Here is a 13,138-nt window from a genome sequence, read left to right as displayed (position 1 = left end):
AAAAACAGATATAAGCGCTAAAATTGCGACTTATACAGATAAAACGTTTGGAAAAAGTAAAAGGGGTTAAATTATTTTTAACTAAATGGATATTTATAAATAACCTGGTGATTGCTCATCATTGACTATATTGTAAAATGAGGTTGGTTGGTTCCATAAATATGACATTAGCTACTGTTCAAAATAGAAATAAAGAGTATAGTTAATGAGCGCTTATTGTTCTTTTATCTACCAAAGCGCTTTATTTAAGACAAGGAGCAGTTATGATGAATTCAAATATTTTCTTAGTAAACCTACCCGATCAGGTCTCTAAAAGTTTGCTCCCCGTATTACAGGGCGAAAATTTAGGACATGTCGAATCATTCATAGCTGATGACCTCACCCAACCCCTAAAAGTTGCTATAACACACACTGATTATCTCATTCTTTATATTGAAAAAATTGATGAAGAAAGTATTAGCAGACTTAAATTAAAACAAAATGTACCCACTTTATTGATAACCCGTTTTCTTAATTTTGAAATGGAAAGAACCGCTAAAGAACATTACATTGATATGGTGGTCAATGAAAATGATAGCGAATTAAGCTCTCTTATTTACGGTTTTATTAGACAACACGATATTTATCGTTTTCAACACGCACTGGTTGTGGATGACTCAAGAGTTGATAGCCGTATTGTTGCCAATATTTTGAGTAGTGAGTTTATTCATAACGACACTGAGCTCAATAGCGAGCAAGTAATAGAGCGCTTAAGATTAACACCCACAATTAATATTCTGATTCTTGATTATGAAATGCCCTCTAAAAATGGCTGTGAATTAATGCAAGAAATAAAGGAAACTTTTGTAGATCGATCTTTTATTTTTATTGGCTTAACCGGTAATAGAAATGGTGCGATTAAATTTTTAGCCAATGGTGCTGATAATGTTTTTATTAAGCCAATCGATAATGAACTCTTTATCTTAACGCTTAGAAGATTGATCTTTAATGCGCATAAAATGAATAAAGATCAATGTACTCTCAACGACTATAAAAAAATCATTAATAATATGACTAAGGAAATTTCTGACCCTATTTACGTGTTAACAACGGTGAACGATTGTTTATTAGAAGGAAAAGTCAGTAAGGCACAATACCAAAATTTTAAAGAACTTAGCCAGTTATCCAAAGAAAAATTAACCCGTACTTTTGACAGTTTTTTAAATTATTTTGCCATTTCTAACTATATGCAAAGCTCTGCTTTAAAGTCATCTTCGTTGCAATCAATGATAGCAACACAACTATACCTTGAATCAAGCAGAGATAAATTACGTAATATTATCGTCAAAAAATCGATTGATGACGATATTAAAAACTTATGTGTTCCAGAGAAGATTGGTCAAGTTATCAATCAATTGACTCATGATGCCGTGATGCGGTCACAAAACGGTGGTGAACTTAAAATTCGACTTTATACAAAAAATGAGGATATTGTTTTTGAAGTAGAAGACGCCTCACCTTTAGATAAAGCCACTCCGCTGACATCTGTAGGAATAGAAAAGTCCCCTGAAGGTCTAATACAAACACCTATTTTAAATCAATTACTTTGCCAAAAAATTATCAATGAATACGATGGTTCTATAGGGGTTCATCATGAAAATAGTGGCGACGTACATTTTTTTAAAATTCCCAAAAAGACATTTTATTTAGGTGAAATATATCATTAGCTTTATTGGCTAATCTTCTTGCTAGTAAAGTAATAAATTGATTATTTTACTATTTATTATCAACGAACAACGACAACCCACTCTGATTTTACTATAACGGTATCACCATATTTTGATGACAACATTTATAACAATATAGCAACATAAAATAGTTTATTTTATGTTGCTATATTGTTAAAGTGCAAACTCTTTAATACCACTTAACGTTTATGCAAGTAACGTTAAACAACAAAATATAATTTATGTGTGTGCAGTCGATGAGTCGTAGTCGTAATAAAGGTTTTACTTTAATTGAACTGGTCGTTGTCATCGTGATATTGGGCATATTATCTGCCACCGCATTACCTAAATTTATCAGCATATCAAAAGACGCAAAAATAGCCGTTTTAACCCAGTTTAGTGTCAGCGTAAAAGCCGCTAATAATTTAATCTTTTTAAAATCGAAGATGCCAAGCTATTCTACATTTCCAGTTCCTAGCCGCGCGGATTTAATTGATATAGATATAGACCGTAATGGCGTTATTGATCTTAATGGCGTTGATTTAAGGCTGTTGCACTCTTACATTGATAATCATGAAATTTACAAGCAGATTGATGTTTCTGAGGAGTTTAAGCTCTCGGGGGGCAAGGTTTTCGAAGAGCAAGGCGCAAACTTCGTCTTTATTGGTTACGATGTCAATGGCAACAATAAAGTCAGTGACGATAATTGCTATTTTAGATATACCCAAGCGCAATCTGCAGCAATAGGTCCGGCGTACGATATTATTGCTGACGGTTGCTAATTTAGGCAATCAGTAGACTCAATAATTCACTTATGCATTTGATTAATTAATTTCTTCAAATGCGACCACATAATAACCGTCCATTAGCGCGCTTTTCAATTCGGTATAAACTTTAAATCGCTTAACGCCATGGCTCTTGGTCTGAATATTCACTGTCACCGCAACAAAGCTATCTTTTTCAGCATCTATTGATTCCATACTCAGTTCCCATAAGCTTTCAACGACCTTCTGATAATGGGGATCTGGATAGGCTTTTTGCCACCAGTGATTTTTATCCGGTATATCGGCTAAATCCCAACCAACAACGTTAATAAACTCCTGATTTAAATAAACAATAGTATGATTTAGCGCTTCTTTATTAAGCTCAACAACCATAATAGGCAGTGGTAACAGATCAAAAGATGTTGTTGGAATTGGCTTAAACAAAGTAGTACCTCTAACCTAAAAGGTTATAAAATTAATAAACAGGAAAATGCCACAGCTCTAAAACGCCATCACTATTACTGGCATTAATAAACTTGATCGTTTTAGCATCTTTGATAGTTCCGCTATCCCCATCATTCATTGCGACACTTAATACCGATGCTCGGCCATTTTCCATGACTGATTGCCACTGGGCAAGTAATGCGCCATCAGCCACTCGCCATAACTGTAATACTTGCCTGGGTGAGCCAGTTAAAAATAGTTGTTTGTCGGCAGAAAAAACAGAGTCATTCACTTCCATAAATTTTAAATAAGTATCTAATTCAGCAATGAGCTGGCCTGTTTGTAGGTTCCAAAACTTGCGATCTTTAACCGCGTCAATGCTAAAGCCAACCAAACCGTCGCTACTGATATCAACATGATTAACGCGACTGGCATGACTAAATTCAAACAGGGTTTTACCCGTTGAAGTATTCCATAACTGGGCCACTTTATCGCTTGAGCCGGTAAAAGCAATTTGACCGTTTTCAGACAGACTCACCGCGTTTATATCTAAACGATGTTTTTGAAAAGTAGTGACCTTATTCGCTTTGGTATCAATAATACTGGCTTTACCGCTACGAAATCCTAATAACAGTAACTGACCATTTTTAGATACTGACATATCATTAATTATATTATCTGCGACTTGCCACTCACCGACTATTTCAAGATTATCAAGAGTATATTGCTTTACAGACACACGATTAGAAAGATATAAGAACTGATTGTTATTACTGATATAAGCGATTTCAATATGTTGTGCATGATCCGCGGGAAGGCATTTAGGTAATATTGATTGCTGACTGTTTTGCCAAAGACAGACGCCATTACCATTAATAATCGCCGTTAACTTACCATCATCTGAAAGTGCTGTGGTTGCTATCGCTGATTTACTGTAACTGCTTTTGCTAACCGCTGCAGAATTATAGACGTCTTGTTGACTACAGGCTGATGCAAGTAAAGAAAGCATCAGTAATATCAGAATTTTCATTGCCTAATCATTTTATTTCATCTGTATGATACTACTACTATCGCACATATTTAATAAAAAGCGGATGATTTTTGTTCACTGGCGATCAAGGGTATATGGCAACATTAGCAATCATTAAGATATGGCCATTAATCATTGGCGACCACAGGCTGACTGTTATTTCGACAAGCAAAGTTACATTAGTAACCAGTCATCAATCGGAAAATAATCATCCGCCGCGTTAATTAATGAGTTAGCGGTTAAAGCTGATACACCATAAACATGTGTGGTTACTCCATAACGCTCTTTAACTTTGCGAAGTAGTAAATCAAAGTCGCCATCGCCAGATAGTAATATAACGGTATCAACATCGCCGGCACTTTCCATGACATCAATGGTAATACCGACGTCCCAGTCACCTTTGGCAGAGCCATCTCGACGTTGAATAAACGGCTTAAGCTTTACCTCAAATCCAATATGTTTTAACGCTTTTTGAAATTTATGTTGAGCATCGTCACTGCGTTGAATGGCATAGGCATTGGCGATAACAATATCGCCCTGCTCACTAATTTGTTGCCAAAACTTTCGGTAGTTAAACTGCCTTTGAAAGCTATCACGGGTGGTATAGTAAATATTTTGTACATCTACAAATATAGCTATTTTGTTCAGTTGGCTTGTCATTTATTACTCGATGATAAAGGAAGGGTGTTGGTGATGGCCACCATTACCAAAAACCATAGGCAACATGCTACAATAAAGCTACTATTAAAAACATGTCTAAAAGTATAATAATTCAGAGAAAATTCGATGTCAGCCATACGTTCATTATTCTATTTCTTATTACGTTTCCCGATAAAATTGCTTGTTCGCAGTAAAATTGTTCCTGACAACTATTTAGAGTCAGAAGAAGTAAAACTTGAACAGCCACAGTTTTATGTTATTCGTCATCAATCTGCCAGTGATCTACTTGCCCTACGAAAGGCCTGTAAAAATTTAAAATTACCCGATCCACTAAGCCTGGTAACTGTTAATGGGCAAAGTTTTTCACGTTTATTGTGCTTAGAAAAACCTACACCGCTTTTTCGTTGGCGAAAAGCAGGTCATACCGAAGCGATTACCCAAGGCTTCGAATTATTAAAGCAGCACAGCATCGACGAAAAATTAGATGCTCAGCTCATACCTGCTCATGTTATTTGGGGCAGAACACCAACCAAAGAACATAATAATGCCAATATAGGGACTGTTTTAGCGGATCAAGAATCACCTTCGTGGTTACGTAAGTTTTTCATTGTATTATTTTTAGGGCGTAATTCTATTGTCCGATTTAGTGAAGCGATTTCTTTTCGTCTTATGGCAGACAGGCATGGTACTACGCAAGCAAGTGCACAAAAATTAATGCGTATTGCTCGTTTTCACTTTTACCGCCAAACGATTGCAGTAACGGGCCCAAGGTTAATGCACCGTCAACAAATGTTTGCGACACTGCTTGCTAATCCATCGATAAAACGCTTAATCAGCGACGAAGCCAAAAGCAAAGCGATCAGTGAAGAGCAAGTGAAAAAACAAGCCCTCGCCATCATGGATGAAATTGCCGGTGATTACCGTGACTCTATGGTTCGCTTGGGCGCACGTATTTTAACTTGGCTGTGGAGTCGCTTATACAGCGGTATAAACATCAATAATGCAAAAGTGCTGCGAGATCTAGCTCAAGAAGGCCATGAAATTATTTATGTGCCTTGTCACCGAAGCCACATGGACTATTTACTACTTACCTATGTCATTTTCCAAGAAGGCTTAGTGACTCCTAGAATAGCCGCTGGTATTAATTTAAATTTTTGGCCAGCAGGCCCTATCTTCCGCAAAGCTGGTGCATTTTTTATTCGTCGTAGCTTTAAAGGCAATCGCTTATATTCCACCATTTTTCGCGAGTATTTAGGCTTATTATTTGAACGTGGCTACTCAGTAAAATATTATTCTGAAGGCGGGCGCAGTAGAACTGGCCGTTTACTACCCCCTAAAACAGGTATGCTTGCCATGACGATACAAAGCTTGCTTCGTGGCATTGATCGTCCATTAACCTTAGTGCCAGTTTATTTAGGTTACGAGCATGTTATGGAAGTCGGCACCTATCATAAAGAATTAAGTGGTAGCCAGAAGAAAAATGAATCTATCTTTGGTGTTATTAAAGCGATTAAAAATTTACGAAATTATGGAAAAGGTTACGTGAATTTTGGTGAACCTATCAATATTAACCAGTTCTTAAATAAACAGGTCCCTAGCTGGAAAGACGATATCGACCCTATTGATCCACAAAAGCCAACATGGTTGACACCAAGTGTTAATATTCTGGCTGATCAAGTAATGACGCATATCAATAAAAGCGCCGCCATTAATGGTACGGCTTTAGTCGCACTTATTCTGCATGCTTGTAATAATAAAGCACTCGCTAAAACAGAATTAATAAGCCAGCTTGATTTATTTTTAAACCTACAGCGCAATGCGCCTTATAGTCAGCAGTTGACCATCCCCTGTGAAGATGGCCAGCAACTGCTTGAAGAGGTTATCTCTCTTAATAAAGTCACCGTAAATCAAGACAGTTACGGCGACATTATTTCATTATCTGAAACAGCCATTTTAGAAATGCGTTATTACCGTAATAATATTTTACATAGCTATATATTACCTGCGCTCATTTGCCGGATATTGGAACGCCATAGCAAAATAGATATCGACACTTTATTAGAACAGGTGCAACGGATCATCAGTTTAGTGAAAATTGATTTATTTTTATGGCAAAGCGAAAGTGATGTTGTGGAACAAACAGAGCAAATAATAAAATTTTTAATGGCCGAAGGTCTTATTCGAAAAAGTAAAAGTGGCTTTTTAAGCGTGGTAAATGACGTTGAACAGACCAGTAATATTCGTTTAATCGGCGAATGTATTAATGAAACCGTACAACGTTTTACCATTATCTGTTCATTAACACATCGTTTATCCCCCATTAGTAAAAATGACCTTGAAGACAAAGTTGTTGCTATTGCTAAGCGCTTATCGGTATTAAATGATATTAATGCTCCTGAGTTTATTGATAAGAAAGCCCAGGGAATTTTAATTAAAGCCATGATTGAGCAAGGCTATATTAATAAAGATGAAAACGACCAGCTCGTTGACAGCAGCACTTTAGGTTTGTTGAAGTCGTCGGTCACTCAACTGATAGATATTGAAGTTTTACAGAGTATTATTCGTTAACTCTTGCACGAATAAAACGGGCTACATCGTCATCCTGAACGATTATCAGGATGACGCACCACAAGCATAATGTTGGATCTCATGATTATCGGACCCGTAGTAACTAGAGGTACTCTATTGATATGCCAATAAAAATCACTAAACCTACAAAATGATTATTCAAAAAAGCTTGAAAGCATTTATCACGCTCTCTATCGACAATTAAAATTTGTTGATAACAAAAAAATCCGGCCGCAATAACAAGACTCAGTTGATAAGGCCAACCAAATGCGAGCATTTCACCCACGCTCATTAACAAAGCTAGTGTAGCCAGTTGAAGAAATAGAATAATACGTTTGTCATGGCGACCAAATAGAATGGCCGTTGATTTTATGCCAATTTTTAAATCGTCGTCGCGGTCAACCATCGCATACATAGTATCGTAAGCTACCGTCCATAATAAGTTAGCGCTAAAAAGTAGCCAAGCAACTGTGGGGATTTCACCCATACCTTCGGCAAACGCCATAATCATCCCCCAGCTAAACGCTGCACCTAATACCACTTGGGGTAACTGGGTATAACGTTTCATAAAAGGGTAACTTGCTGCCAGTAACACCGCAACCACTGACAATTGAATGGTGAACCAACTTAAGGTTAAAACTAAGCCGAGCGCGATGCCAATCAACAAACCAAATAACGATAACGCATCGTTTGGCGTTAATATGCCAGTAACTAATGGCCTATGCTGGGTACGTTTTACTTGTCCGTCTACTTTACGATCTGCCCAGTCATTAATAACACAACCTGCGCTGCGCATAACAAAAACACCTAAGGTAAATACAGCTAGCCAATGTAAGGGTGGAAAACCATCGCCGGCTATCCATAATGCCCAATATGTTGGCCATAATAGTAAGTAGGTACCGATCGGCTTGTCGGCGCGAGTAATTTTTACAATGCCTTGCCACTTATCTGCAAAAGAATTTGTCATGTATTTTCCTGAAGATTTTTTATTTCTTTTTTATTTATCATAATTGATCAGTTTGATTAGTTTGATTAGTTTGATAAGCGAAGGCATTCGGTAAAAATATTTCAGCAACTAATAAAGGTTTATCATGCAGCATAAACGTTGAACGGCGTCCCCAGAGCTCGGTTTTAACTGGTAATTTAAGATGTTGTGCTAATGCTGATACGGTAGAGATTGGAGAAAAAGACGAGATTTCAATGCATTTACGGGTTAACTCTTTTTTGCTAAACAGCACCTGTCCTAACGATTGGTTACCTAAGTGTGCTAACTGCTGCTCTTCACCGGTTAAGCTTTTTAAAGGCAGTAAGCTGCGGGCAAAGACTTGTGGCACATTGTCGCAATATAATATCACCTCACGCACTAACACTTGTTCACCTACATTAATGTCTGCCGTTGCTTCTTCTCTTGTGCAAGGCTGAATTTTTTGCCCTAATACTTCAACACGAAAATGTTGGCAACATTGACTTAATCGAGCAGTCAACGAGCTTGGGTCGAGTAACCAACTTAATAGCGTTTCATTAAGCGATACTCCTAAAGGAGACTGCCATGCTGTATCGATAGTAATGGGAAATAATGGATGCGACTGGGTCATAACAACTAATTAATAACTATTTTATTAGACAATAACCTGCATATCATATCAGTATTGTTTAATTTATGCCGCTGGTAATTTGGTACACCTTGCCGACCAAATTCAAGTGGTGATTTCAAAGGTAGACGAGCTCGCATCAATAGGCCACACGAAATAAGTTAGCCTATCAAACGGGTTATCCTTGAGGGGGTTTTAGCGCTTAGCGTTATAAAAATAAATAAAGCGAACAAATTTGCTAATAAAAGCTAATGATTCATTGTAATATAGTCGATAGTCTTTTCAATTCTCCAGTTAAATAGAGCGGCAAAATGAAAAATACCTTATTAATATTAGCGACATTATTGTCGTTCTCTTTTCCTTTATCTTCAGTAAAAGCGGCGGACTATGCTTACTTTGGTTTTGAACCCGCTATTATCACTAACTATGTAGCGGTAAAAAAGAAACTAGGCTATGTTCGTCTCACCGTTGAATTGATGATTGAAGATTCGGCAAATTATGAAACGGTTGAGCATCATGCACCGTTATTGCGCGATGCTATTATTGCTATTATTGGTCAGCAACCTGAAGCAAAAGTAAAATCGATTAATGGTCGCCACGAAATCCAGCGTTTATGTGAAGAAAAAGTGAAGAGTCTTTTGACACAAGAAACAGGTCAGCCACTAATTAAAAAATTATTATTTACCCAGTGGCTAGACAACTAACAGTATATTAAAAGATCCCCGTAGGTCGGTAAAACTCAACCTACGGTTTTTTAATAAAGACCTAATGCCTTTTCATCAACAACACCTTGACTGCCGCTAACAAACAGCCGCTGACTAAGCCTAATCCGAATGAGCGCGCAGTATTTGCCATCATATTAACCGGCAAAACATTAGTCTAGCCCTGTTAATACAGAACTAATGCCTTTTCATCAATAACACATTGACTGCTGCTAACAAACAGCCGCTGACTAAGCCTAATAAGTGCGCTGTATTTGCCATATTAACCGGTAAAACATCGGCATAGCCCAGTAAAAGCCAAAACAGTAAAAAGCCAATAATGGGCTTAGAGATCATTAAACCTTTTTCAGGTGCTAGCCAGCCATACCACCAAACATAACCCACTAAGCCATAAACCACACCAGACAGGCCGCCAAAGTTAGGACCTGAAACCATAAACTGCCCGAGATTAGAGAGCAGTGCGGTGATCAAAAATAAATTAATTAACGCCCCCTTCCCTAAAGTACGTTCAACACTGCCACCTAATTGCCACCACCACATAGTATTAAAGACAATATGTAACCATGAAAAATGAAACAGGGCGGGCCCTAAAAGACGTAATGGAGAATCAAAAAAGGCCTCCATCGTTAACTTAGGATAGAAATGTAATAATTCAAAAGTAGGTCGAGCGAAACCCAACAAGCTCGCGATAAAAACTAACCAGCACAAAGCAAAAACAGTTAAGGTTACCACACCGGCATGAGCCAAAAACTGCTGTTTAAAGCTTGTTATTAATGACGGAGAGTTGTCTTGAACTTGTGAAACTTGTCCACTTTGCCATGCAGCTTGTTGATATTTTTCTTGGTAAGGGTCGGCAATAAATTCAGCAAAAATTTCTTTTGCTTGAGCTATTTTATGGCTTGCACAATAAATAACATAGTCGCTGTCATCCTTTTGCACTTTAGCATCGATATCTAAACTGGTTAAATAATTCGCAAACAACAAGGCAATGTTATGTTGTTTAACTTGTACTAAGGGACTTAGCTCATTTGCTGAATTATATTCCGACATTATGCTCAACTATTTAGTGTTCTATATCTTGTGGAAAACGTAATTGCCAATCAGTAAAGCCGCCATCGAGTGAATAAACATCACTGAAGTCTTGGCTAATAAGAAACTGTGCAGCTTGTTGGCTAGAAATACCGTGATAACAGCAAACAACAACGGGGGCATCTAAGTCGGCTTCACGAATGAAGTCGGCAAAGTTTTCATTACTCAAATGAATAGCACCAGGAATATGATTTGCTTGAAAAGAAGCCGCGTCACGAATATCAACAATGACATGAGTTTTATCAGTTAAACTCTCGTGTAAGGTGGCCAGTTGCATATGTTTGAAATTGGTTTGTTCAGTCATTTTTTATTTCCCTAAAAATTTACGCCGTTAATGTAGCATAATTTTACATCTAGACGTTACCATTCAAAACTCAGCAAAATACATATTGATTGGTAATAGCGATAAGACAACAAATATATTCTTTGTTGTTTACCATTTAAAGCATGTGCACTTATCGGTAACATAGACAATTAATAGCTTTATCGCTAACAACAATTTAATACAGGAAAACCCATGGGCTTTAAAATAGCAAATAATTCAATTCTCCGTTCAGATAATTACGCAGAGTTAGTACGTGGAAAAACCTATCCCTTTGAGAGAAAGGGCCATCAGCATCTTGCTGACAATGTTCCTCTATGGTTAACAGGTACTGACTGGACTGCTCGAGCAGAAATAAGCGTTGTAAGCCAGGCTATTGAAAATAACAATATTAAAGGGATATTTCGTGTTGACTACCTTTACCAGAAAGATGAGCAACAAATACTAACGAATACTTTTATTCGCATGTATGCAGGGCTAAATGATCCGTCTATCTATTTACTCTCATCAAATGCTGAATATCAACAAGCACTAAGTGCAGGTAAGCTAACGCGTGATTCGCTAACCAGCGAAGGTTTTATTCATGCGACGCCAAAAAGTCAGTTAAACCGTCTTGCCAATAAATATTATAAAGACAAAGAGCAGCCACTTATTTTGATTGTTGATAAAGAGTTAGTTATACCAGAAATAAAATGGGAACCTGCAAGCGGTGGCTTATATCCTCATATATATGGTCCATTAAACATCAATGCGGTCACTCGGGTTGAAAAAATATCACTTAATGAGGATGGAAATTTTTACCTCTAAAGATAGCCGCTTACTCACATTATCAATTGGCTAGTTAACCAAAAACAATAAAGCCAAAACACCGAGATGTTTTGGCTTTAACTCTTTCTTAAGCTCTAAAGCTGTTAACGAATCTTAGCGCCTATAGAACTTTCGCGATAGATTTTGCTAAGTAATCAACATTACTATTCGCAATACCCGCAATACTCATACGGCTTGAACCGACCATATAAATACTATATTCATCTTGTAACTGTTGCACTTGCTCAGGGGTTATACCTAAGAATGAAAACATCCCCATTTGACGGGTAATAAAGCTGAAGTCACGAGTCACACCGTTTTCGACTAACTTATCAACCAATAGTTGACGGTTACCATTAATACGGTCTCGCATTTCTTTTAATTCTACATGCCACTGGGTACGTAGTTCATCAGAACTTAAGATTGTTTCAACCAATGCGGCACCATGTGCTGGAGGCATAGAATAAATAACACGGATCACATAAAGTAATACGGACTGTGCAACATCAACTGCGGCAGATGTTTCGCCAATAATAGTACAAGCGCCAATACGTTCGCGGTATAAACCAAAGTTTTTCGAACATGAACTACAAACAATCATTTCTTTCGCGTGTTCGGCCATTAAACGCAAACCATAGGCATCTTCGTCTAAACCAACACCAAAACCTTGGTATGCCATATCGATAAGGGGTAAAAAACCAATGTCTTTAGCCACTTCAACAACTTGTTGCCACTGCTCATTGTTTAAATCCATACCACTGGGATTATGACAACACGCATGTAACAACACAGCATCATCGCTGCTGACTTCTTTTAATGCCGCTAACATGCCATCAAAATCAAGCGTTTTGTTTTCGTGGTCGTAATACGGATAGGTTTTAACGGTTAAACCAGCGGCTTCAAACAAACCGGTATGATTTGCCCATGTTGGGTTACTCACCCAAATAGTGGCACCAGCTTTACAAGACTTAATAAATTCAGCCGCAACACGTAATGCCCCAGTTCCACCGGGAGTAGAAACCGTGCGAGCTCTATTTTCAAGCAGCACTTTATGGTGACCGAAAATTAATTTACTCATCTCTTCATTGAATACAGGTGAGCCGGTAGGACCAATATAAACTTTGGTATCTTCGTGATCGTTACGATATTTTTCCGCCGCTTTCACACAGTCTAAAATCGCTGTATGACCTGCTTCATTTTTATAAACGCCCACACCCAAATCAATTTTATGTGGGTTTGAATCTTCACGATATTTAGCCAACAAGCCTAAAATAGGATCGGCTGGCAAAGCCTTTAAGCTACCAAACATGTCTCCGGTTACCTTATTCAATGACGGGATGTTCTTAATTGGGCGATTTCGCTCAACAAGAGAAATAAATCCCTGTGTTTAAAGCGCAAGCATAGCCCCAATAAGGTGAAATTTAAAGCGTTTAA

Annotated in this window: 13 protein-coding genes; 5 read left to right on the top strand and 8 right to left on the bottom strand. The window is 37.7% G+C overall.

All coding sequences use genetic code 11. The features are described 5' to 3' along the window. Window positions 1-263 precede the first annotated feature (263 nt). Together H4J69_RS01680 and H4J69_RS20300 are read left to right on the top strand one after the other, a co-directional pair. The gene (locus H4J69_RS01680; RefSeq protein ID WP_182245008.1) at window positions 264-1,706 is read left to right on the top strand and encodes a response regulator; all 1,443 of its coding nucleotides are present in this window, start codon (window positions 264-266) and stop codon (window positions 1,704-1,706) included. Window positions 1,707-1,963: 257 nt separating this feature from the next. Then, window positions 1,964-2,488, top strand: a complete 525-nt coding sequence (locus tag H4J69_RS20300; protein ID WP_182245007.1) for a type II secretion system protein — start codon at window positions 1,964-1,966, stop codon at window positions 2,486-2,488. A gap of 42 nt (window positions 2,489-2,530) precedes the next feature. Here H4J69_RS20300 and H4J69_RS01670 read toward each other — a convergent pair whose 3' ends face one another. The 3 genes from H4J69_RS01670 to H4J69_RS01660 form a co-directional block, all read right to left on the bottom strand. Beyond that, window positions 2,531-2,914 carry a hypothetical protein gene (locus H4J69_RS01670; protein WP_182245006.1) on the bottom strand — a complete coding sequence of 128 codons (384 nt, stop codon included), beginning with the start codon at window positions 2,912-2,914 and terminating at the stop codon, window positions 2,531-2,533. A gap of 31 nt (window positions 2,915-2,945) precedes the next feature. Then, complete coding sequence (locus H4J69_RS01665) at window positions 2,946-3,944, bottom strand: WD40 repeat domain-containing protein (protein ID WP_182245005.1); 999 nt, start codon at window positions 3,942-3,944, stop codon at window positions 2,946-2,948. A 174-nt stretch (window positions 3,945-4,118) separates the two neighbouring features. After that, complete coding sequence (locus H4J69_RS01660) at window positions 4,119-4,592, bottom strand: NYN domain-containing protein (protein WP_182221539.1); 474 nt, start codon at window positions 4,590-4,592, stop codon at window positions 4,119-4,121. A gap of 138 nt (window positions 4,593-4,730) precedes the next feature. On the opposite strand from H4J69_RS01660, the gene plsB reads away from it, so the two are divergent. Next, complete coding sequence (gene plsB, locus H4J69_RS01655) at window positions 4,731-7,172, top strand: glycerol-3-phosphate 1-O-acyltransferase PlsB (RefSeq protein WP_182245004.1); 2,442 nt, start codon at window positions 4,731-4,733, stop codon at window positions 7,170-7,172. A 103-nt stretch (window positions 7,173-7,275) separates the two neighbouring features. Here the strand turns inward: plsB and ubiA are convergent, their stop codons facing one another. Then, on the bottom strand, window positions 7,276-8,139 hold the full coding sequence (gene ubiA / locus H4J69_RS01650; RefSeq protein WP_182215350.1) for a 4-hydroxybenzoate octaprenyltransferase: 864 nt from the start codon (window positions 8,137-8,139) through the stop codon (window positions 7,276-7,278). Window positions 8,140-8,176: 37 nt separating this feature from the next. Continuing rightward, window positions 8,177-8,767, bottom strand: coding sequence for a chorismate lyase (locus H4J69_RS01645; protein WP_182245003.1), 591 nt, complete (start codon window positions 8,765-8,767; stop codon window positions 8,177-8,179). Window positions 8,768-9,075: 308 nt separating this feature from the next. Between H4J69_RS01645 and H4J69_RS01640 the strand changes: the two genes are divergently transcribed. Continuing rightward, the gene (locus H4J69_RS01640) at window positions 9,076-9,468 is read left to right on the top strand and encodes a flagellar basal body-associated protein FliL (RefSeq protein WP_182215347.1); all 393 of its coding nucleotides are present in this window, start codon (window positions 9,076-9,078) and stop codon (window positions 9,466-9,468) included. Between the two features lie 195 nt (window positions 9,469-9,663). Here H4J69_RS01640 and glpG read toward each other — a convergent pair whose 3' ends face one another. Further along, window positions 9,664-10,536 (bottom strand): rhomboid family intramembrane serine protease GlpG, encoded by an 873-nt coding sequence (gene glpG / locus H4J69_RS01635; protein ID WP_182215345.1) that lies wholly within the window; start codon window positions 10,534-10,536, stop codon window positions 9,664-9,666. A 13-nt stretch (window positions 10,537-10,549) separates the two neighbouring features. Then, window positions 10,550-10,879 (bottom strand): thiosulfate sulfurtransferase GlpE, encoded by a 330-nt coding sequence (glpE, locus tag H4J69_RS01630; protein ID WP_083277969.1) that lies wholly within the window; start codon window positions 10,877-10,879, stop codon window positions 10,550-10,552. Between the two features lie 213 nt (window positions 10,880-11,092). Here glpE and H4J69_RS01625 point away from each other — a divergent pair, with 213 nt between their 5' ends. Continuing rightward, window positions 11,093-11,704 (top strand): DUF952 domain-containing protein, encoded by a 612-nt coding sequence (locus H4J69_RS01625; protein ID WP_182215344.1) that lies wholly within the window; start codon window positions 11,093-11,095, stop codon window positions 11,702-11,704. Between the two features lie 121 nt (window positions 11,705-11,825). On the opposite strand, the gene H4J69_RS01620 is transcribed toward H4J69_RS01625, so the two are convergent. After that, window positions 11,826-13,013 carry an amino acid aminotransferase gene (locus H4J69_RS01620; protein WP_182172491.1) on the bottom strand — a complete coding sequence of 396 codons (1,188 nt, stop codon included), beginning with the start codon at window positions 13,011-13,013 and terminating at the stop codon, window positions 11,826-11,828. Window positions 13,014-13,138 lie beyond the last annotated feature (125 nt).

Origin of the sequence: Colwellia sp. BRX10-9 (genome assembly GCF_014077405.1) — a bacterium.
Classification (GTDB): Bacteria; Pseudomonadota; Gammaproteobacteria; order Enterobacterales; family Alteromonadaceae; genus Colwellia_A.
The sequence above is the reverse complement of the archived record's forward strand: the minus strand, read 5'-3'. Positions and strand labels throughout refer to the sequence as shown.